The following is a 22,141-nucleotide window of genomic DNA, read 5'->3' on the forward strand; positions in this document are numbered from 1 at the left end:
TATCCACATCGGAGCCTGTTGTGGGAGCGAAAACCCAGTGTTTTCAACACGCAAGCCTGTGGATAACTTCTGCTCGATGGAGTAAGAATAGTATGTTATCTATATCTGACTCCAAGAATGGGTGAAGTGCTCGATGAACGCAGAGAATCTCGACCCCGCCACGCAGGCGCAGACCATTTGGTCCGACACGCTTGCGTTGATCAAGCAGAACTCCAGACTCACCGCGCGCGAACAGGGCTGGCTCGCCGGGGTCACTGCCGAGGCGGTGTTCGGCACCACGATCGTTCTCGATGTGGAGAACGCGCAGACATTGCAGGTATTGCAGACCGAACTCAACGAGCCGCTCATGGGCGCGCTGGAGATCGCGAACGGGGGCTCCCCCATGTTCCCCGCCTTCAAGGTGATGCCGCCCGCACAGCCTGAGCCGCAGACCACGGCGTCGCCGGAGGATTCCGGTTCGCGTGCCGCTGAGGCGCAAGGTGCCGCCAAGGAGTCGGTGCAGCCGGACGAAGATCCCCGCCCCCCTCGGCATTCCGCGGAGCAGACCGGCGACTCTCGCCCGGCGGCGCAGGAACGCGAGGATTCCGCTGTACAGACGGCGCGAGCCGACGGGCAGACCGTGGAAGGCCGCCGCGAAGTGGAGCATGAGCCGGCACAGCAACCCGTGGCCTCGCATTACGACGAGGCGATTGTGCAGACCTTCGAAGACATCGACCCGGTCGCAGGCTTCGGGCCAAGCGTGGCCGGCACCGCCGCGCCACAATACCCGCCGCAAAGCGAGATGCAGGGTTCGTTCACGCCGGGGGTCACAGGCAACTACCGCGATCCGGTGACTCATCTCAACAGCAACGACACCTTCGACACCTTCATCCAAGGTGATTCCAACCGATTCGCCCGCACGGTGGCGCTGGCAGTGGCGGAGGGCTCGGGCCGCGACTACAACCCATTGTGTATCTACGGCGGGTCCGGCTTGGGCAAGACCCATCTTCTGCACGCCATAGGCAACTACGCCGTGCAGAACCAGAAGCCACGCCCGCGCGTGCTCTATGTGACGAGCGAGGAGTTCACGAACGACTTCATCGAGTCGATCCGCACTTCCGGCCAGGACAACGAAGACCCGGCCATGGAGAAGTTCTACCGCAAGTACCGCGAAGTGGATGTGCTGCTTATCGACGACATCCAGTTCCTCGGCGGCAAACGCGGCATTCTCGAGCAGTTCTTCCACACGTTCAACAGCCTCTACCAGGCGAACAAGCGCATCGTCATCGCCTCCGACGTGCCGCCGCACAATCTGGAGGATTTCGAGGACCGCCTCATCTCCCGCTTCGAGCAGGGCATCACCGTGGACGTCAAGCCGCCGAATCTGGAGACGCGCATCGCGATTCTGCGCATGCTCGCCGAGCAGAACCACATTCGCGTGCCGAACGACGTGCTCAATCTCATCGCCGAACGCTTCGCCAACAACGTGCGCGAGCTCGAGGGCGCGCTCAAGAGGGTCATCGCGATGGCATCCCTCAACCACCAGCCCGTCACGCGCGCGCTCACCGAACGCACGCTGCAGGATTTCTTCACCACCGACGTGGAGGTGAAGCCCACCGACATCATCGCGCGCGTCGCCAAATACTTCCATCTCACCTTCGACGACATCGTGGGGCCGGGGCGCCCGCGCAGCGTCACGCTCGCACGGCAGATCGCCATGTACCTGACGCGTGACATGACGAGCATGAGCCTCATGAACATCGGGCAGATCTTCGGCGGCCGCGACCACACCACCGTCATGCATGCGTGCAAACATATCGCCGACAAGATGCAGGAGAAACAGGAGATCTACAACTATGTGAACGAGCTCACGGTGGAGCTCAAGCAGCACCTCAACGACTGACGCGTCCGGGCGGTCTGGCCCGCATGGCCGGGGGCGCGTGAGTATAGCAGAACGGAACGTGGTCGGGAAACCGGCCACGTTTTTTGCTGTGCGCATGGCTGCGGCACGAGTCCCGGCTGCGCGGCACAATGAACATCTGTATGTGAAAAGGGCGGAAAATCAACGCACACGGCTTGGTGAGGAGTGAAAACAGGTTATCCACATAGTTATCCACATTTGTGGGCGAAGCCTGTGGAAAGCATGTGCGAAACGCCGCAGCCCGCTGTGGAAAAGGGCTGAGCGGTTGTGGATAACTTTTCGGGCTTGTGATGGCGGTGGATAAACCGCCAAGTTATCCACATGCTGTCCCACGGTTATCCACAGCGGGCACATGTGGATAATGCCCGCGGTTACTGCACTTTCCACAGTTATCCACAATATCCACCGGACTTATTATGACTACTATCTTACGTTTCCTATAAAGCTCGTCGTCATCAACATCCAGCGGTGGATTGCACACGCAGATTCCCCTCGACGTGAACGTCGCTAGAATGAAAAGCATTGAGCATAGCTCGTGGAACACGAGCGCCATGCACACCGAGCCTTTATCCAGCAAGGAGAGCCATGAAAGTAGAAGTCAACACCGCTTCGTTCGCAGACGCGGTAGCTTGGACGACGAGTGTGATCGACGCACGCCCTGCCAATCCGATTCTCGCCGGTGTCAAACTTGAAGCGGCAGATGGCACGATGCAGCTTTCCGCATTCACCTACGAGATCTCTGCGCGCGACCACATCGAAGCGGGTGTTGACGAATCCGGCACCGTCGTGGTGCTCGGCAAGCTGCTCGCGGACATCAGCAAGGTGCTGCCCGCCGAGAAAACCTATCTTTCGGCCAACGAGACGACGATGACGATCACCTCCGGCCCGGCCACGTTCACGCTGCAGCTCATGCCGGAGAGCGAGTACCCGGATCTGCCGCAGCTGCCTCCGCAGATTGGCCAGGTGGACGCCGAAACCTTCACTCAAACCGTCACCCAGGCCGCTGTGGCCGTGGCCCATGACGAGAACCGCCCGGTGCTGACCGGCGTGCACATGCGCTTCGCCGGCGAAGAGGTGACGCTGAGCTCCACGGACCGCTTCCGTCTGGGCCGTGCCAGCTTCCGCTGGACCCCCGACGAGGCCGATCTCGACACTGCGGCGCTCGTGCGCGGTTCCCACTTGGTGAAGATCGCCCGTTCTGTTGACGAGCGTGCGAACGTGGTCATCTACCTCGACCCCGCCAACCCGAAGCTGATCGGCATCGCGAACGCCGGGCGTATTTCCACCGTGCAGCTCATCGATGGCGAATTCCCCGCCGTCGACAGGTTGTATGCCGATTCCTACCCGATTCAAGCGGTTATTCGCAAGGAAGATCTGCTCGGCGCCGCCAAGCGCGTCTCGCTGGTGGCCGAGCGTAACGCCCCGATCCGCATGGTGTTCACCGACCAGCAGCTCACGCTCACGGCCGGCGGCGCGGATGAGGCCTCGGCGAAGGAGACGCTGCAGATCGACCTCGATGGCGAAGACATCACGGTGGCATTCAACCCGTCCTACCTGCGCGAAGGACTGAGCGTGATCTCCGAACCGTATATTCGCATGAAGATGACGACCGCCGTGAAGCCGGTGGAATTCAACGGGCAGCAGGATGAGGACGGCGAGGAGTCGATGAGCTACCGGTACCTGCTCGTGCCGATGCGTTTCAACGTCTGATTCGCGGTATAGTGATGCAGCGTTGATTTCAGGTTCAGGAAGGAAGTGGCATGATCACCGTATCTCGGCTGGCGCTTGACCACTTCCGTTCCTGGACGAATTGCGTGCTGGATTTCAAACCGGGCGTCAACATTCTGGAAGGCCCGAACGGACTCGGCAAAACGAACATCGTCGAGGCGCTCGAGGTGCTGTCCACCGGCTTCAGCCATCGCGCCTCAACATCTCAGCCACTCGTCGAACGAGGGTTCCCCGCAGCCACCATTCGCGCGAATATAGAGGAACTATCGGAAGATTTCGAAAACAACACTGAGACAATAGATGGCTGGACAACCACCTTCGAGCTGACGATTCGGGTGCGGGGAGCCAACCGCGCCCGTGTGGACGGCGGTCCGAGCCTGTATATGCGAGACATTGTGGGGCGTGTGCCCCTCATCGCATTCACTCCCGATGACCAGCGTCTAGTGTGGGGCGACCCAGCCGTGCGCCGTTCGTTCATCGATCAGGCCGCCAGTGTGCTGGTTCGCGGCTATACTGACCTGTTGCAACGCTTCACGCATATCGCCAAGCAACGCGCGGCGCTGCTCAAGCAGATCGGTGCGCAGGAGGGCGTCCCGGTGTCCGAGGAGGCGCGCCAGATGCGCATGAACGGCTTGGAGGTGTGGACCGCGCAGTTCATTGAAACCGGTCTGGAACTCACCCGACAGCGCATGGCAGTCATCGGCATGCTCAACGAATATTTCGGAACAATAGTCCAGGAATTAAGTGATGTCGGTCAAACGGCGACGCTTGTGTATGAGCCGTCGTTCGACGAGCTATACCTCACCCAAGGGGCCGAGGCAGGGGAACAAGGCGGTCTCGGGCGGGTGAAGGCGGCGATCAGCGAGCATTTCCAGCGCATCTACCCGGGGGAGGTGGCGCGTGGAATGAATCTGATCGGCCCCCAGCGTGACGACGTCTCGATTGAACTCAACGGCATGCCGGCACGCGAATACTCGTCGAACGGAGAAAGCTGGACGCTGGCGCTGGCCTTGAAAATGGCCCTCTACCGTCTCCTGGAACGCAAGTCGGGGGAGCGGCCCATCGTGGTGCTCGACGATGTGTTCGCGCAGCTGGACCCGTCACGTCGCGCAAAAATCATGGAATTCGCGTTGCGGCAGGACCAGGTGATCATCACCGTTGCGGCGGCCGGCGACGTGCCGGAACTGCCTGACGACGCCCATGCCCATGTGATCGATGTGGCGGCGTTGAAGCTGCAGGGGAGTGGCGGCGAAGGCACCGCTCTCATGCCGGAGCCACTGCCGGCCGACGACCCCTTCGCCGGTCAGCTGGCCGCCGTGCAAGCCTCCCGGCGAACCGCGGGCACGCATACAGGCAGTGATGGCAAACAGAAGGTCGAACAATCTGCAGACCAATCGGCAGAACAGGTTTCGGGTGAGCGTGAAATTGGTCTGACGAAGCATGAAAGTGCACATGCATGAGCGAGCCACCCATTGCAGTGACGTTGAAACTCGACGAACGGGCATTGCCGGCCGAGGAATTCGAACATGTCTCGGCACGCGCCGGGCTCATTGCGGAACGGCGGGTGAAGCGCGAGGAGGCGCTCGAGAACTTCGGCAAACCGGGGCGCGACGAGGTGGCGTTCGGCTCGTTGTTCGCGGGAATCGCAAAACGGGCCGGCTGGATGCCCCATATGAAACTGGCCCAATTGCGCCACGATTGGGCGTCGATCGTGGGCGACGTGATCGCACGCAACACCTGGGTGGGCGCCATCGACAACGGTGTGCTCACCATCCACGCGAAGTCGCCGTCATGGACCACCCAGCTCACGTTCATGCTACCCGAGCTGCGCGAGAAGGTGCTCGAGCGCCTCGATGGCCTCGACATCCACGACATTCGCGTCACCGGTCCGCAGTCGCATGGGCCCGCCACACGTCGCAAGCAATATGTGCGGCAGAACATGCATTACCGGCCACAGTGATCCAACTCGGACCGCTTGCGCGGCGAAAAACCAAGAAATCCGCTACAAGCGCGCTAAGAACACGAGTCCCCCCATACGAGTAGAATCCTTAGTAGAGTAGTTGAACGCCCACAAGGGCGTTTTATTCGTGTTACAGGGCATATCGCCTGTGTGAGAACCCTTCGTAGCGCATTCACAGAAAGGAATCTCTGTGGCAGATCAACCAACCGATTCCGCAGCGGAGTCGCTTGAGTCGGCGAGCAACGATCCGATCGATCAGAACCTTGAAGCCAACGGCACGGACCAGAACGACGAACAGTTGGACGACACCCTGTCTCCCGAGCATTATGACGCGAGCGACCTGCGTGTGCTCGAAGGGCTTGAGGCCGTGCGCATTCGCCCTGGCATGTACATCGGTTCCACCGGTCCGCGAGGCCTGCACCACTTGGTCTATGAGATCGTCGACAACTCGGTCGACGAGGCGCTGGCCGGGTATGCCACGCACATCGAGGTGACGATCCTGCCCGACAACGGCATTCGCGTGGTCGACGACGGCCGAGGCATTCCGGTCGACGAAGTGCCCGGCGAAGGCAAGTCCGGCGTCGAGACCGTCATGACGAAGCTGCACGCCGGCGGCAAGTTCGGAGGCGGCGGTTATGCGGTGTCCGGCGGTCTGCACGGCGTGGGCATCTCGGTGGTGAACGCGCTCTCCACGCGCGTGGACGTCGAAGTGCGTCGACAGGGCTACTACTGGACGCAGACGTACATCGACCAGCATCCCACCGGGCCGCTCGAGCGCGGACGTGCGATGCGCGACGACGAGTCCACCGGCACGTCGGTCACGTTCTGGGCAGACCCGAAGATCTTCGAGACGACAATCTACGATTTCGAGACCCTGCGCAGCAGATTCCAGCAGATGGCGTTCCTGAACAAGGGACTCAAGATCACGCTCACCGACATGCGCCAGGTCGACGAGGCGCGCGACGAAGTGGTCGGCGACGGCGACAACACGGTGGAGGAGCTGCACCAGACCGTCACGTACCAATACAAGAACGGCATCAAGGACTACGTGGCGTTCCTGGTGAAGTCGCGTGGTTCCGCGCCGATCGAGCCGGACGTGATCGACATTGAGTCCGAGGACCTCGCCATAGGCGTCTCCGCGGAGATCGCCATGCAGTGGACGTCGGCGTACTCGGAATCCGTACACACCTTCGCGAACACGATCGCCACCACCGAGGGCGGCACCCATGAGGAGGGCTTCCGCGCGGCGCTCACGAGCATGATCAACCGGTATGCCCGCGACAAGAACATCCTCAAAGACAAAGACGACAATCTCTCCGGTGACGATGTGCGTGAAGGCCTGACCGCGGTGATCTCGGTGAAGCTGACGAACCCGCAGTTCGAAGGCCAGACGAAGACGAAGCTCGGCAACTCCGAGGCGAAGACCTTCGTGCAGCGCGTGATGAACGAGAAACTCGGCGACTGGCTCGACGCCCACCCGAACGAGGCGAAGAACATCATCCAGAAGGCGCTCGAGGCATCGCGCGCCCGCTTGGCCGCGAAGAAGGCACGCGAGAACACCCGCCGCAAGTCGATCTTCGAATCCGCCGGCATGCCCGACAAGCTCAAGGACTGCCAGTCGAACGACCCGAGCGAGTGCGAGCTGTTCATTGTCGAGGGCGACTCGGCAGGCGGCTCGGCCATTCAGGGTCGCAACCCGCTGACGCAGGCGATTCTGCCGCTGAGAGGCAAGATCCTCAACACCGAGCGCGCCAGCCTCGACCGCATGCTGAAGTCCGACACGATCGAGTCGCTGATCACGGCGATCGGCGGCGGTTACGGCGAGGACTTCGACCTCGACAAGGTGCGGTACCACAAGGTGATCATCATGGCCGATGCAGACGTCGACGGCGCCCATATCGCCACGCTCAACCTCACGCTGTTCTTCCGCTACATGCGCCCCATGATCACGGCCGGCTACGTGTATGTGGCTATGCCGCCGCTCTACCGTCTCAAGTGGACGAAGGGCCCGCACGACTTCGTGTACACGGACGCCGAACGCGACCGCGTGCTTGCCGAAGGCAAGGCGAACGGACGCCAGCTGCCGAAGGGCGAGGGCATTCAGCGCTACAAGGGTCTGGGCGAGATGAGCTACCAGGAGCTGTGGGAGACCACCATGGATCCGGACCACCGCATTCTGAAGCAGGTGCATATCGAAGACGCCCTGCAGGCCGACGAAACGTTCTCCATGCTCATGGGCGACGAGGTGGAGCCCCGCCGTCTGTTCATCCAGCGCAACGCACACAACGCCCGCTGGATCGACGCCTGATATGGGCCGCCCACGGCGACGTGCCGTGGGCTGTGTAGACGTAGCAACAGCAAGGTAAAGGATTTCAAGTGGCAGACGAACCAACCAACAACGGCCTCGACAACGGCCCTGTCAACGACTCCGGCGACGAACAGCACCTGCCGGACGGCTCCCTGGAGCCGCTCAGCCCACAGGAGGCCGACAACACCGACTACGGCCTCATGGTGGGCCAGCGTGTGCAGCCGATCGATTTGCAGGACGAGATGCGGCAGTCGTACCTCTCCTACGCCCTCTCCGTCATCGTGGAACGTGCATTGCCCGACGTTCGTGACGGCATGAAGCCGGTGCACCGCCGTGTGGTCTATGCGATGTATGACGGCGGCTACCGCCCGGACCGCGGCTACAACAAGTGCTCGCGCGTCGTGGGCGACGTGATGGGCAAGTACCACCCGCACGGCGACTCCGCCATCTACGACACCTTGGTGCGTATGGCGCAGTCGTGGTCCATGCGCTACCTGCTCGTCGACGGCCAGGGCAACTTCGGCTCCCCGGGCGACGACCCGGCGGCCGCCATGCGTTACACCGAATGCCGTATGGCACCTCTGGCCATGGAGATGGTGCGCGACATCGACAAAGACACCGTAGACTTCGTGCCGAATTACGACGGCAAGACGCAGGAGCCCACCGTGCTGCCCGCCCGCTTCCCGAACCTGCTCGTCAACGGTTCCTCGGGCATCGCCGTGGGCATGGCCACGAACATTCCTCCGCACAACATGCGCGAGGTGGCCGATGGCGTGCATTGGGCGCTCGACCACCCCGAGGCCAGCCGCGAGGAGCTGCTCGACGCCCTGATCGAACGCATCAAGGGCCCGGACTTCCCTACAGGCGCGACGATTCTCGGCCATAAGGGCATCGAACAGGCTTACCGCACCGGCCGTGGCCTCATCACGATGCGTGCGGTGGTCAACACCGAGGAGATCAAGGGCCGTATGTGCCTGGTCGTCACCGAGCTGCCGTACCAGGTGAACCCGGACCGCCTTGTCGCCTCGATTCGCGAGGCCGTGCGCGACGGCAAGATCACCGGCATCGCCGACATGCGCGACGAGACTTCGGGGCGCACAGGCCAGCGCCTCGTGCTCGTGCTCAAGCGCGACGCCGTGCCGAAGGTGGTGCTTAACAACCTGTACAAGCACTCCCAGCTCCAGCAGACCTTCGGTGCGAACATGCTCGCGCTCGTCGACGGCGTGCCGCGCACGCTGAGCCTCGACGCATTCATTCGCCACTGGGTCTCCCACCAGCTCGACGTGATCGCCCGCCGCACCGCATACCTCAAGCGAGAGGCCGAGGAACGCGACCACATTCTGCAGGGCTATCTCAAGGCCCTCGACATGATCGACGAGGTGATCCACCTCATCCGCTCCTCGCGAACCGTGGAGATCGCCCGCACCGGGCTCATGGATCTGCTGGATGTGGACGATGTGCAGGCCGACGCGATCCTCGCGATGCAGCTGCGCCGCCTCGCCGCCCTCGAACGCCAGAAGATCCTCGACGAGCACGATGAGCTCATGCGCAGGATCGCCGACTATGCCGACATTCTCGCAAAGCCCGAGCGCCAGCGCAAGATCGTCGGCGATGAACTCGACGAGATCGTGGCCCGCTACGGTGACGACCGCCGCACGAAGATCCTGCCGTTCTCCGGTGAGATGAACGTGGAAGACCTCATTGCAGAGGAGAACGTGGTGGTCACGGTGACCCACGCCGGCTTCATCAAACGCACGAAGGCCGACGAATACCGCGCCCAGCACCGCGGCGGCAAGGGCATCAAGGGCGCCAAGCTGCGCGATGACGACGTGGTGGATCACTTCTTCCTCACCAGCACGCACAACTGGCTGCTGTTCTTCACGAACAAGGGCCGCGTCTACCGTTGCAAGGCCTACGAGCTTCCCGAAGGCTCCCGTGACTCCAAGGGGCAGCATGTGGCGAATCTGCTGCAGTTCACGCCTGACGAGTCGATTCAGACGGTGCTTTCGATTCCGGACTACGAGGTGGCCGATTACCTCGTGCTCGCCACACGCTCGGGCAAGGTGAAGAAGACGCGCCTTTCCGAATACGATTCGCCGCGTCAGGGCGGTCTGATCGCCGTGCGCCTCATGCAGGACGAATCCGGCGAGACCGCCGACGAGCTCATCGGCGCCGCGTTGTGCAATGCGACCGATGACATCATTCTCGTGTCGAAGCTCGGCATGAGCCTGAAGTTCCGCGCCGACGACGAGCAGCTGCGACCGATGGGACGCCAGACCGCCGGCGTGCAGGGCATGAAGTTCCGCGCGGGCGACGAACTGCTTGCGATGGATGTGATCTGGGGAGAGACCGACAAGGACCTGCTCGTCGTCACGAACCAGGGCTTCGCCAAGCGCACCGCAATCAGCGAATACCGCCTGCAGGGCCGCAACGGCTTCGGCGTCAAGGCCGTGCAGCTCACCGACGAACGCGGCACGCTCGTCGGCGCGGTCGTCGTGAGCGAGGAAGACCAGATCATGGCAATCATGAAATCCGGCAAGGTGATCCGCTCGAATGTGAGCGAGGTCAAACTCACCGGCCGCACCACGCAGGGCGTCACGCTCGCGAAGCCGGATGCCGGCGACGAGATCATCTCGATTGCACGCAATGCCGAGACCGAAGATGAGGCGGATGGCGACACCGTCGTCACCGAATCCTCGGCAGGTTCCACTGAAACGCAGCTCGCGCAGGGCGAACCGGTATTCGAGGTGAAGTCCGAAGACGGCATGCCGGTGATCGAGGAGGAATCCGCGGCCATCGACAAGACCCAGGAAGCGACCCAAGAAGAGTGAGCAGCACACGGGATTTGCCGGACCTACGGCAGTATTCGGCAGATCCCGTCCATCTGCGTGGCTGCTGCTGCAAGGTCTTGAAACATTGATACTCTCGAACCGTATATTCTTTTCAAGGAGCGATTATGAGCAACACCAATCCGCTTGAACCCGGTCAACAGCCTCGTGCAGCCGCATCGTCTGCCGCTGACAACGCTCCGCGAGTGGCACGCTCGGCCTCGAACACGCCACTGATCGCCGACAAGGATCGCCCTGAGGAGAACCGACCGGTACGTCCGATTCGCAATCGCAAGAAGCCACACGCCCGCCGCATGAACCTCTCGCTCACCCGTGTGAGCGCATGGTCGGTGGCCAAAGTGAGCTTCATGCTCTCACTCGCCGGCGCCATCATCCAGATCATCGCCGTGCTGTTCCTGTGGCTGCTGCTCAAGGCGGTCGGTGTGTTCGACCAGGTGACGCAGATCTTCTCGTCCGCCGGCCTCGACTCGGGCAGCATCAATCTGTCGAACATCCTTTCGCTGCCGACCGTGCTCAGTGCGGTGACGATCTTCTCCATCGTCGAGATGGTGCTCATCACCATCCTGTGCACGATCTTCGCGTTGCTCTACAACGTGGTCAGCGCGCTCGTCGGCGGTGTGCACGTCACGCTCGGCGACGACTGATCCCCTTCGTTCCGCTTCAGCCCCTCCTCGGAGGGGCTTTTCATTTGCTGCGCCTTGGCTGCTTGGCTGCGCCTGGCATGACCCACATCGCGCCACGCACGGCACGCAAATCATTCCTGTGAACGAGTATGGCGGGAAAGCGACTGGGCTACACTCGGCATTGTGTTTAGATATCTAGGGTCTTTCAGCCAATCGTTCACGCTGGCGCTCATGCTGTGGCCGTTCGTGTCGTTGCTGCTCACATTGCCGATTGTGGCGTTCGTCTACCACCGCAACCACCGGCTGAGCTTCACCAGCGCGTTCTCCGCATATGTGGCGGTGCTGTATGCACTCGGCCTCGTGGCCTTCACCATGTACCCGATGCCCGACGACCCCACACTCTTCTGCGCCACGCACAACCTCGCCCCGCAGCTCGACATTCTGCGGTTCATTCAGGATGCGCAGACCGGCCTGTACGGCGTGCTGCAACTCGTGATGAACGTCGTGTTGTTCATGCCCCTCGGCTTCATGCTGTGCCGTTGGGCTGGCTGGAAATTCTGGGTTACCTCCGCCTTCGCACTCGGCTGCTCCATATTCATCGAAACCTCGCAGCTCACCGGAATCTGGGGCATCTACCCGTGCGCGTACCGCCAGTTCGACGTCGACGACATGCTCACGAACACGCTCGGCGCAATGCTTGGGTATGCATGCGCCGTGCTCTACACGAAACTCGTGCCGAAGAAGGCGAAGCAACTCACCGGCACGAACATGCGACCGGGATTCGTGCACCGCATGGTCTCCATGTGCATCGACTTCCTGCTCATCGCGCTGGTGTACATGCCACTGAGCATCCTGTACATCTTCCTGTTCTACCTGGTGTTCAAATCGACCGGAGACGGCCATTACGTCTGGCTGTCGCTCACCGTGGAACCGCGCGTGCTCGACTACATGACGTGGATCACCGCGGCCCTCTCGTTCCTGCTGTTCGAGGTGTGGATTCCCTGGCGTCACCATGGCCAGACGCTCGGCTGCCGCTACACCCATATGACCATCGAGACACGTGATCGCTTGCGCGGCCAGCGCATTGTGTTCTACGCGATCCGCACGCTGTTCTTCGGCGTCATATTCGGCGGTCTCGCCACGAACCACCCGATCTGGGGATGGACGTTGCTCGCGCTGCTCATCTTCTGGCTTGTCAAGAAGTGCATGCCGTGGGATCTCGTGCCGGGGACCGATCCACAGATGCCACCTACTTCGCCACAGCCGCAGGTTTTCACGCTGCCGGAACCGAATCTGCAGCGATGAATAATCTGCAGACATGGCATACAGCGAGACGGCTGCCGGAACACGCGAATTCTGGCAGCCGCTTTGCTGTATGTGAACGGTTACATGAGCGCACGCATGCGCATCACCACCATGAACAGTGCGATCATATGGCACACATAGCCGCCAATGGTACCCAAATGGAACAGCTCATGGTATCCGAACCATTTCGGGAACGGGTTCGGCTTGCGCATGGCGAAGCACACAGCACCCGCGATGTAGAAGGCACCCCCGGCGATCACGAGAATGGTGGGAATCGGTCCGATGTACGGGGAGCGCCAGAACAGCCAGATGATCGTGATCGGGGCGAGTCCGAGCACAATGTAGACAATGGTGAACAGCCAGTCGAGGCCGACGGGGTAGATCAGGTGCACGAACGTGCCAAGCAATGCGGTGACCCAGACCACGCCCACATACACCCAGCAGATCACCGTGTTGTTCAGTGCGAAGAAGAACGGTGTGCAGGTGCCCGCGATCACCAGGAATATGTTCGAATAGTCGATGCGGCACAGCACGTCGTCGACGGCTTTCGGGAAGTGCCCGTGCCCGAGATGGAGCGCCGCGCTGTTGCCGAACAGCAGTATGATCGTGGCGCTGTAGATGCTGATCGCCACCTTCATCCAGCCATGCGGTGCCAGGCAGATGAGGATCACCGAAGTGGCCACTGAGAACGGGAAGGCGATGAGATGCAGCCATCCGCGCAGTTTCGGTTTTTCCAGCAGGATCTGCTTGAGCTGCAATTTGGTTCGGTACTGCTCGTTGCGCTTGTTCTGTGCGCTGAGTTTCTTCGCCGTCACCACTTTGCGCGGTTTCTGGGAACGCGTGACCTGACTGACGTGCCGGTTGTTGCGCTTCATGCGCGAGTCCTCGAGGTACGAACTGCGCGGGGGCTTGCGCTGACTGGGATTCACTCTCCTGTTTGCCATATTGCCCAGCATAGGAAGTTTTGTATAAAAAGACCGTCCGAGTTATTCCTACAGGAAATTGCATGCAACAATCTTGCGTAAAAGGGGGCAGATTTCATACCCGATTTGTCTCTTTTTACGCAGGTGAGGGCAGATATCGCGGAAGGTGGCATGGGGCTGTGCTGCTTATTTCCTGCGTAAAGCTCCCCTTCTGTGTACAGCTCCCTTTCTGCGTAATTTGGGACAGATTAGCTCACTAATCTGTCCCTTTTACGCAATGAAGACGCCGAGGGCGCCACCTGACGCTTAGAAGATGCCCTGCGCGACCATCGCGTTCGCCACCTTGGTGAAGCCCGCTACGTTGGCGCCGAACATGAGGTCGCTGTCGTGGCCGTATTCCTTGGCGGCATCGAGCGATTCGGCGACGATGTTCTTCATGATGCCCTTGAGCTCCTCGTCCACCTTCTCGAAGCTCCAGGAGAGACGGTAGGAGTTCTGGCTCATCTCGAGACCGGAGACCGCCACACCGCCTGCATTCGCTGCCTTGGCCGGGCCGTAGAGCACATGGTTCTTCTGGTAGACCTCGATGGCCTGTGGCGTGGACGGCATGTTGGCGCCCTCGCAGACCACCGTGCAGCCGTTGTCGACGAGCTTCTGGGCGGATTCTCCGTCGATCTCGTTCTGCGTTGCACACGGCAGTGCGATGTCGCACGGCACGGTCCACACGTCGCGGCAACCCTCGTGGTATTCCGCGCCGTCGACACGGTTGGCGTATTCGCGAATACGGCCGCGCTTGTTCAGCTTGATGTCTTTGACCACATCGAGATCAATGCCGTTCGGGTCGTACACATAGCCGTTCGAATCGGAGCAGGTGACCACCTTGGCGCCGAGCTGCGTGGCCTTCTCAATGGCGAAGATCGCCACATTGCCCGAGCCGGAGACCACCACGGTCTTGCCTTCGAACGAGTCGTCGCGCAGCACGCGCAGAGCCTCCTGCGTGTAATAGCACAGGCCGTAACCGGTGGCTTCGGTGCGAGCGAGCGAGCCGCCGAATTCAAGTCCCTTGCCGGTGAGCACGCCGGTGAACTCGTTGCGCAGGCGCTTGTACTGGCCGAACAGGTAGCCCACCTCGCGTGCGCCGACGTTGATGTCGCCCGCCGGAACATCGGTGAACTGGCCGATGTGGCGCTGCAGCTCGGTCATGAACGCCTGGCAGAAGCGCATGACTTCGGCGTCGGAACGGCCCTTCGGATCGAAGTCCGCGCCACCCTTGCCGCCACCCATGGGCAGGCCAGTGAGGGAGTTCTTGAGAATCTGTTCGAAACCGAGGAACTTGATGACGCTCTCGGTGACGGTGGGGTGGAAGCGTAGACCGCCCTTGTACGGGCCGATTGCCGAGTTGAACTGCACACGGTAGCCGCGGTTGACCTGCACGTCACCGTTGTCGTCCACCCAGGCCACGCGGAACTTCACGAGGCGCTCGGGCTCCACGAAACGCTGCAGCACGCCGGCCGCCTCGTACTCCGGGTGCTTGGCGAACACCGGCTCAATGCTTTCGAAGACCTCCTGCACGGCCTGCAGGAACTCGGACTGGTCCGGATCACGCGCTTCGACCTGCGCATACACGCGCTTCACATACTCGTCTGTGAGCATTATTCCTCTTTCGTGTTGGCGAATAAACCTCCCTCATTGTAAAGAGCGCGTCCATATATGTGAAGAGTGTTTTTCAATTATTGGATATCGTTAGGCGTGCGGCATGCCGGTCTCAGGCACGCGATGCGCGTTCGCTGGCCTGAATGGTGCGGTGTGCGAAGGCATACACAGTCCACGCCACCGGCATGGTGAGCAGCAGTGCCGGGTAAAACCAGATGATCGGCAATCCGCCGTACAGGAAGCCGCCGATGAGCGGGCCGAGAAACATGCCCAGATCGATGCCCGCATAGTACGTCGTATTCGCCATGCCGCTGCGTGCCTTGCCGGCGATGAGCACGGCGCGCGCCTGCGTGACCGAGCTCATCATGCCGTATGCGCCCACCGTGGCGAGTCCGGCGAGCACCACGAACCAGTTGTTGCGCATCACGGTGAGCGAGGCGAGCATGACAATCTGGCAGATCGTCCCGGTGACCATGAAGAACAGGAAACTCTTCGTGTCAAACCAGTTGCGCAACACAATGCGGGAGATGAGCAACGTGATGGCATAACACGGGAAGAACAGCGAGACGATCACATGGGCGTGCCGCGCGTTGGCGTAATCCACGATGAACGATTGGTTCGCGAAATACGGTATCGCGAACAGCATGAAGATCAGCGCAATCGGGATCACGCGCGGTTCGAACAGCGCATCGAGGCGAATATGGTGACGCTCACCGCCTTGCTGCCGCCCGAGTCTCGCACGCGGTGGCTTGCCGCCGTCTTTGATGAGCAGTACGCAGATGACTATGCAGCAGGTGAGACCCACGGCGATCAGGAAGGTGTTGCGGTAGCCGATTGCTTTCGAGGCGCGGATGCCCAGATCGGGACCGACCGCCTGCGCGAGGGCGTTCATGGTGCCGTAGAGTCCCATGCCGGCGCCCATGCGCGAAATCGGCAGCAGCATGGAGAGCCATGTGGACAGGCATACCGAGATGCAGGCGAATCCGACTCCGTTGAGTATGCGTGCGGCCAGCAGCCAGGCGGTGTTCGGCACGAAGTAATACCCTAGATTCGACGCCAGGAATATGAGCGCGCCGATCACCGCGAGTTTGCGTTTGCTGGTGCGGTCGGAAAGATTGCCTGCGATCGGCCGGCAGATGAGCGCGCTGAGCGAGAGTGCGCCGGCGAGGAAGCCCATGACCGCGCCGCTTGCACCGAGCGATTGCGAGAAGCCGGCGATGATCGGCGTGCCCATCATGCTGCTTGTCATATAGAAGAACGTGGCCGCCATGATGAGCGCCACATCGCGGGTGATAAGCCGCTCCCTGGCTTTGCCGGCCGCGCGCTCGCCGGCGCTCGTGGTGTAGCCGCTGGGATTGGATTGCCGCTGCGTGCTGTCGGTGGCACTGTCGGTGGCGCTGCTTGTCTTGCGGTGTGTGTTGTTGCCGGCTGCCATGATCACCTCTGTTTCGGTTTCAGTCTAGTTGTGGCGTGGGTGCCGCGGTGTGCGGCGCGCGCAAGGCGAACGGCTCCGATCACAAGTTTGTGATCCAGATGAACGCCAACGGCGTCACCTTCGAGGCCTATCCGTCGCTCAAGGGCAAGGATGCGCAGGTGAGACAAGCCGGGCGTGTGGAACGTGGCCAGCTGGGACAAGGACAATGCCGGTAAGCTGCCTAATCAGAAGCTGCTCTCGAAAGTCGGCTCCTTCGCCATCTATGTGAACGACAACGAGCTGCAGAACAACGCCGGCCGTCCGCGTACCGGCAACCTCGTGTTCGATTCGATCAAGCTCGTCGGCGAACGCGATCCGTATGTGCCGGAGGAGAAGCCTTCCAAGCCGTCCAACGCCAAGCTGATCACGATCGACGACTTCGAATCGTATGCCGATGAGGCTGCGATGAAGGAGGCTTGGGGCAACCGTGAACACACGGATGTGCTCTCGCTGACAACCGAGGATGACGGCAACAAGTACCTGCAGTACTCGAACCCGCACGGTGGCTGGCTCGATGTCGCGACGTTCATCCAGAACGACACGGTCCGCAACAACTGGACCGGTTCGGGTAAGCTGACGTTCCGTCTGAAGCACGATGGTTCGAACAATGCGATGGACCTGCAGATCGGCACCGCCGACGGCAAGTACTTCCATGTCGACCAGAAGCTGGCTTCGGAGGATGGCGCCGATTGGAAGACGGTCGAGATCGATCTTGTGAACAATCCGTCGCTGACGCAGAGCTGGCCGGAGGATGAGAACAAGGGCAAGACCGATGACCGCCGATGACCTTGCACTCATCAAGGAGGTTGTGATTGCAGGCAACACTTGGAACAACGATTCCCCGGCTGTGAACTTCGCCGTCGATGACCTGAAGGTCGTTCCTTCCGGCGACGCCTCCGACTCGAAGCCGGAGACCAAGCCTGAGGAACCGTCTGAGCCTACCGAACCGACCGAGCCAGAGGAGACCCCCGACTATTCGGCCGATATGGCAGCTGGCGATCCGGCCACCTGCCCGATCGACTTCACTCAGCAGGACACTGAGGATCCGTCTGATCCGTCTGATCCGGACCAGCCCACCGACGCCGACAAGCCTGCTGGAGCTGACAAGCCTGCGGATGCGAACAAGCCGGCGGCAGGTGACAATGCTCAGTCTGGTGACAATGCCCAGTCTGGTGACAATGCCCAGCAGTCGAACGCCAAGGCAGACGAAAACAAGTCGGTGGTGAACACCGGCTCCTCGATTGCCGTGGTCGCAGCCATCGCCGTGGCCCTTGTGCTTGCGGGTGCCGCGACGCTCGTCTGGGTTCGGCAGCGCCGTCAGCAGTAGTCTCCAATGACATCTGACTGAATAACGGCATATAGCCATATCAGGTCGGCGTACATGCATATGCGCGTGCGCCGACCTGTCGTATCTGGTCACCGGTAGGAAAAAGTGCGGCGTGAATATCGCGAGAGTGAAATTCGCCAAGCTTTTTCCCGTGCCCACATATTATGGCAACTGAACATATTCCCGTTGGGTCCCGTGAGCTGCTAGGCCGCGGAGCCAGTGGTACCGTCTGAACAAGGAGAGAGATATGATCGACGGGTTCAAGAAATTCATTGCACGCGGCAATATGGTCGACATGGCAGTCGGCGTCGTCATGGGCGCAGCGGTCACTGCAGTGGTGAACTCTGTGGTGGATGGCATCATCAACCCACTCGTTGCAGCCATTTTTGGCAAGCCGGATCTCAGCAAGACCTGGAATTGGACCATCACCAACTGGGCGGGGGAGAACTCGGTGATCTCGTTCGGCTCCGTGCTCAACGCGCTCCTCAACTTCCTGCTCATCGCACTCGCTGTGTACTTCTGCATCGTCGTGCCGATCAACAAGCTGCGTGACATGACGGAGAAGGCCATGGCCAAGGTCAAGGGCGACGATTCCGACGTGGCCGCCGAGGAACCGGATCTCTCGCCGGAGGAACAGACCGTGATCCTGCTGCAGGACATCCGCAATGCGCTCGCCGCCCAGCAGCCCGCCGGTGCTCATGCTGCACCGGTTGCCACGGATACCACTGCCGCACCGGAATCCAAGTGATGCGCGTATGGGCATGGGCATCGCAGTGATCTGACATTCCGATATCCATTCTGACATCGCTGAAAGGCGCTCGGTTGTACCGGGCGCCTTTTGTGTTGCAGCGTCTGTGGTCATTTGCTCGGATGCTTCCGTGGGATGGGCCGTGGTGGGGGCGGTTTGCAGTCTGTTTTGCGGATGGTTCCGTGAGATAGACCGTGATGATAGTGGTTTGCGGCTTGTTTTTCGGAATCTTCCGTGAAACGGGCCACAGTGGCGATGATCTGCGGACTGTTATGCGGAAGCTTCCGTAAAATCTGCCGTGGCGAAGACAACCTGCGCATTCCATCCGGCGCGAGCTCCCCGCTGTTCGCATGCGACATCGAACGCCGCACCACGCCCCGTCTGTTCCGCGATGTGCGCGTGCGTTACAAGACCGTCTTTTTCTTGATTATGGTCGGTTTGTTATGCGGGGATGCGGTAATCGACCATACTGCGGAGAACTATGGTCGTTTGCTGACGCAGATGTATGGTAATCGACCATACTTGCCGTGATTATGGTCGTTCTGTTGTATGTATGTGCAGTAACCGACCATAGTCTGCACAATATCGTTCTTTGCCGGTGTGCAGATTTGCATGTCTGGCAGATACCGAAACCAGCTGCGTTGTTTTGTTGTTTGCTCTGATGTGTGTGGAAGATAGAATGCAAAAAGAAAAACCGTTGAAAACCTAATGTTTTCAACGACCATGCGAGTGGAGCTACCCGGGTTCGAACCGGGGACCCTCTGCTTGCAAAGCAGATGCGCTACCAGCTGCGCTATAGCCCCAACGGGGGAACACGTGAGAATGCTCCCCACGTGGGCCCGGGAGGACTTGAACCTCCGACCTCATCCTTATCAGGGATGCGCTCTAACCACCTGAGCTACGGGCCCAATCCATCACGTTGTTCAACGCAACAGATAGAAAGAATACCTGTGCTTCTCGATTAATGCAAATCGACGCTCGTTCGGCGTGTCGCACAATTCCCAGGTGGGTGATTCATTCGAACATTTGTCTGAATAGTTGCGCAGAATATGGTCATGCCATTCAATTCCGTCCCTCGCGCTCGTTCCATTTCGCGGCGTGCTCAGTTCGACCGTTCCACGCGCGCCCGCGAAGTGCTCAATGTCGACGGACTGCAGGTCAATGTGCTGCGCAAGAAGAACCGCAACATGTACTTGCGCGTGAAACCGCCATATGGGGCGATCGAGGTCACGGCCCCCGTACGCATGCCGCAGCACACAATCGTGGAGTTCGTGCGCGAACGCCGTTCCTGGGTCGACGAGGCGCTGCATAAAATGGCACAGGCTCGTTCACGGACGTTCGCATCGCCCGACCTCGACCCCGACGTCGGCGGCAGTCGCACGACAGCGTTGCGTGATGCGCGCGACCCAGGTTCGCCCCGGATGGAAACACCACATGAGACCAGTAGTTTCACGTGGAACGAGGAGTATGTGGAGCGTGCCCGCCGTTCGATTGAACAGCAACTGCCCGATTTGCTGAGCAAGTGGACGCCGATCGTCGGTAAATCTCCGACAAAAATCACTCTGCGCACCATGACATCGCGATGGGGTTCGTGCACTCCGAAAACGGGGCGGATCAGGCTCAATCTACAACTCGGACTCATGGATCCGCAGTTTCTTGAGTATGTACTCGTGCACGAACTCACTCATCTGTGGGAGAGCGGGCACGGGCGGGCGTTTCAGGAGCGCATGAGCCTCGTGTTGCCAAACTGGAAGGAACTGCGGCGCGAACTCAACCGCTGCACGATCTTCGATGTGCCGCAGTCGCGCGGCTGATGCGTCCGCATGGCCGAGCGTCGGTCAGTACTTATTCGCTCCCGTGCCGATGAAGTTCGTGCTGATGCCGCGCTGGTAGTGCAGGAACATGTCTGCGCCATAGCGGTCGACGGGACGGTGCGTGAACAGCATACGGATCGCGAACGCGGTCTGCGCGTCCTTCGGCAATGCGAGAAACGCCGCATGTGCATCCCAGTACGGGGTGGTCGTAATCGCCGCGTCGGGCACGTATGCGTACCCGTAGCCATCCTCGTTCACGTACCCCATGAACGGCAGATCCCACGCGTTGTGCTTAGTGAGTTCTTTCTTGAAGTCTTCCACGGCGGCCAACGCGTCTTCGCCGACTCCGAACTCCCGTGCGATCTCGTTCGCGTGTGCGGTCTTCTCTTCCGGTGTCTTGTCGAACATGTCGAGGTCGACGGTGATGGTGTGCTTCGTTGCTTCTGCCATGGGGGTTCCTTGCATAATCTGCAAATCAAACATTTCATATGTTTGATTATGTGCCTGTTAATGATATGTTTTTCAGTATGAACATCAATTGTGTTATTGCTCACAATTGGTATCCATGTGCTAGTATAGCATGCCAATGCTGTAATAATCATTGAGAACAGAGGGTTTTGTCATAATTGCATATTATCTCTGCCGAATTGGTCTGTTCTGTTGATTTGTGAATTGTCGTGTTCTGTCGATACTCAAAACGAACACTTACGATGTTCTGTTTTTAAGTTAAACGAACATTGATGTGAACACCTCGGCGTGTCGTGACGCCCCTTCATTATGCGATCCGATACGCCACTATATGAAGACACCGTAGCACCCTACCGTATGCGCACAGGGGTACGCATACCATGCCGATCCCGCAGAATGGCTGGTCGAGCAGAACACTGCCGATACTGTTATGTGACGTCCTTTCGATGCTGCGCCGGTGCTGGTCATTTTCTTCTACCATGAGACCGTCGAGAAATAGGCGCACATGACTGACGCTTTGCCGAATTGGGTGGCGATGCGTCGCGAACTCAGCCGATGCACCATCTTCGAAGTGTCGCGGTTTCACGGCTGATCTACCCTCGTGCGCGAGATGCAGTCAGTCGATGGTCTGTTTGCGTGTGTAGGTGCGCAGACGGCTCTGCTTTTTGCCGACTGCTGGTTTGTAGCAATCTCGGCGCCACCACGATACAGAATCACACGGAAGCGATCGAAGGTCGGATGGAAATCCGGCTGTGCGAGTGATAGTTCCTTCATTCGGTTGATCATGAACTGGATGCCCGAACCTTGGCCTTCCACGGCGGATCCATCGTGATCGCCGCGAATCAACGGCGTCTTCTGTAGCAGTTGCATCAACGTGGTATTGCGGCACCGGGATACACCATTGGTCAGATTCTGCAGTGTCTTGCCGCCCCACAGATTGCCGGGGCTCGAAATCTCCACACGATCGGAGTACACGTCAATATTCACCGGGTCGTTGCGAAACAATGTGTCGTATTCCCTGTGTACCACGGCATTGGCGATTGCCTCGCGTAGTACCACAG

Annotated in this window: 18 protein-coding genes, 2 tRNA genes and 1 pseudogene; 14 read left to right on the forward strand and 7 right to left on the reverse strand. The window is 60.1% G+C overall.

Annotated features, from left to right (window positions below):
• The first annotated feature begins 133 nt into the window (after window positions 1-133).
• The 8 genes from dnaA (at window position 134) to BANAN_RS00040 (ending at window position 12,673) form a co-directional block, all read left to right on the forward strand.
• On the forward strand, window positions 134-1,882 hold the full coding sequence (gene dnaA / locus BANAN_RS00005) for a chromosomal replication initiator protein DnaA (protein ID WP_014696944.1): 1,749 nt from the start codon (window positions 134-136) through the stop codon (window positions 1,880-1,882).
• Between the two features lie 603 nt (window positions 1,883-2,485).
• The gene (gene dnaN / locus BANAN_RS00010; protein WP_004219018.1) at window positions 2,486-3,610 is read left to right on the forward strand and encodes a DNA polymerase III subunit beta; all 1,125 of its coding nucleotides are present in this window, start codon (window positions 2,486-2,488) and stop codon (window positions 3,608-3,610) included.
• A gap of 50 nt (window positions 3,611-3,660) precedes the next feature.
• The gene (gene recF, locus BANAN_RS00015; protein ID WP_014696945.1) at window positions 3,661-5,088 is read left to right on the forward strand and encodes a DNA replication/repair protein RecF; all 1,428 of its coding nucleotides are present in this window, start codon (window positions 3,661-3,663) and stop codon (window positions 5,086-5,088) included.
• Window positions 5,085-5,588, forward strand: a complete 504-nt coding sequence (locus BANAN_RS00020) for a DciA family protein (protein ID WP_014696946.1) — start codon at window positions 5,085-5,087, stop codon at window positions 5,586-5,588. Before recF ends, BANAN_RS00020 begins: the two co-directional genes overlap by 4 nt.
• A 250-nt stretch (window positions 5,589-5,838) precedes the next feature.
• A complete protein-coding gene (gene gyrB, locus BANAN_RS00025; protein WP_371821023.1) occupies window positions 5,839-7,896 on the forward strand; it encodes a DNA topoisomerase (ATP-hydrolyzing) subunit B in 2,058 nt (685 codons plus the stop codon).
• Window positions 7,897-7,964: 68 nt separating this feature from the next.
• A complete protein-coding gene (gyrA, locus tag BANAN_RS00030) occupies window positions 7,965-10,727 on the forward strand; it encodes a DNA gyrase subunit A (protein WP_014696948.1) in 2,763 nt (920 codons plus the stop codon).
• Between the two features lie 125 nt (window positions 10,728-10,852).
• The gene (locus tag BANAN_RS00035; protein WP_014696949.1) at window positions 10,853-11,389 is read left to right on the forward strand and encodes a DUF3566 domain-containing protein; all 537 of its coding nucleotides are present in this window, start codon (window positions 10,853-10,855) and stop codon (window positions 11,387-11,389) included.
• Between the two features lie 210 nt (window positions 11,390-11,599).
• Window positions 11,600-12,673: a VanZ family protein gene (locus BANAN_RS00040; RefSeq protein ID WP_014696950.1), complete on the forward strand. Its 1,074-nt coding sequence runs from the start codon at window positions 11,600-11,602 to the stop codon at window positions 12,671-12,673.
• Between the two features lie 80 nt (window positions 12,674-12,753).
• Here the strand turns inward: BANAN_RS00040 and trhA are convergent, their stop codons facing one another.
• The 3 genes from trhA to BANAN_RS00055 form a co-directional block, all read right to left on the reverse strand.
• Window positions 12,754-13,548, reverse strand: a complete 795-nt coding sequence (trhA, locus tag BANAN_RS00045) for a PAQR family membrane homeostasis protein TrhA (RefSeq protein ID WP_014696951.1) — start codon at window positions 13,546-13,548, stop codon at window positions 12,754-12,756.
• A gap of 354 nt (window positions 13,549-13,902) precedes the next feature.
• A complete protein-coding gene (gene gdhA / locus BANAN_RS00050; protein ID WP_014696952.1) occupies window positions 13,903-15,249 on the reverse strand; it encodes an NADP-specific glutamate dehydrogenase in 1,347 nt (448 codons plus the stop codon).
• A gap of 112 nt (window positions 15,250-15,361) precedes the next feature.
• Window positions 15,362-16,684: an MFS transporter gene (locus BANAN_RS00055; RefSeq protein WP_014696953.1), complete on the reverse strand. Its 1,323-nt coding sequence runs from the start codon at window positions 16,682-16,684 to the stop codon at window positions 15,362-15,364.
• Between the two features lie 35 nt (window positions 16,685-16,719).
• Between BANAN_RS00055 and BANAN_RS00060 the strand changes: the two genes are divergently transcribed.
• The 5 genes and pseudogenes from BANAN_RS00060 to BANAN_RS00075 form a co-directional block, all read left to right on the forward strand.
• Entirely contained in the window at window positions 16,720-16,899 is a 180-nt protein-coding gene (locus BANAN_RS00060) for a hypothetical protein (protein ID WP_014696954.1), read from the forward strand.
• On the forward strand, window positions 16,868-17,509 hold the full coding sequence (locus BANAN_RS08500; protein WP_237705809.1) for a carbohydrate binding domain-containing protein: 642 nt from the start codon (window positions 16,868-16,870) through the stop codon (window positions 17,507-17,509). Before BANAN_RS00060 ends, BANAN_RS08500 begins: the two co-directional genes overlap by 32 nt.
• On the forward strand, window positions 17,496-18,050 hold the full coding sequence (locus tag BANAN_RS08505; RefSeq protein ID WP_237705810.1) for a hypothetical protein: 555 nt from the start codon (window positions 17,496-17,498) through the stop codon (window positions 18,048-18,050). Before BANAN_RS08500 ends, BANAN_RS08505 begins: the two co-directional genes overlap by 14 nt.
• Window positions 18,051-18,297: 247 nt before the next feature.
• A complete protein-coding gene (mscL, locus tag BANAN_RS00070) occupies window positions 18,298-18,798 on the forward strand; it encodes a large conductance mechanosensitive channel protein MscL (RefSeq protein ID WP_014696955.1) in 501 nt (166 codons plus the stop codon).
• Between the two features lie 303 nt (window positions 18,799-19,101).
• Window positions 19,102-19,329, forward strand: a pseudogene (locus BANAN_RS00075) (hypothetical protein); the annotation flags it as partial.
• A 199-nt stretch (window positions 19,330-19,528) separates the two neighbouring features.
• Here BANAN_RS00075 and BANAN_RS00080 read toward each other — a convergent pair.
• A tRNA-Ala gene (locus BANAN_RS00080) sits at window positions 19,529-19,601 on the reverse strand.
• A gap of 31 nt (window positions 19,602-19,632) precedes the next feature.
• A tRNA-Ile gene (locus BANAN_RS00085) sits at window positions 19,633-19,706 on the reverse strand.
• 141 nt (window positions 19,707-19,847) lie between these two features.
• Here BANAN_RS00085 and BANAN_RS00090 point away from each other — a divergent pair.
• Complete coding sequence (locus BANAN_RS00090) at window positions 19,848-20,612, forward strand: M48 family metallopeptidase (protein ID WP_014696957.1); 765 nt, start codon at window positions 19,848-19,850, stop codon at window positions 20,610-20,612.
• 24 nt (window positions 20,613-20,636) lie between these two features.
• Here the strand turns inward: BANAN_RS00090 and BANAN_RS00095 are convergent, their stop codons facing one another.
• Entirely contained in the window at window positions 20,637-21,062 is a 426-nt protein-coding gene (locus BANAN_RS00095) for a hypothetical protein (RefSeq protein WP_014696958.1), read from the reverse strand.
• A 600-nt stretch (window positions 21,063-21,662) separates the two neighbouring features.
• Window positions 21,663-22,139: an ATP-binding protein gene (locus BANAN_RS00100; RefSeq protein ID WP_237705811.1), complete on the reverse strand. Its 477-nt coding sequence runs from the start codon at window positions 22,137-22,139 to the stop codon at window positions 21,663-21,665.
• Window positions 22,140-22,141 lie beyond the last annotated feature (2 nt).

This window comes from Bifidobacterium animalis subsp. animalis ATCC 25527 (assembly GCF_000260715.1).
Taxonomy (GTDB): domain Bacteria; phylum Actinomycetota; class Actinomycetes; order Actinomycetales; family Bifidobacteriaceae; genus Bifidobacterium; species Bifidobacterium animalis.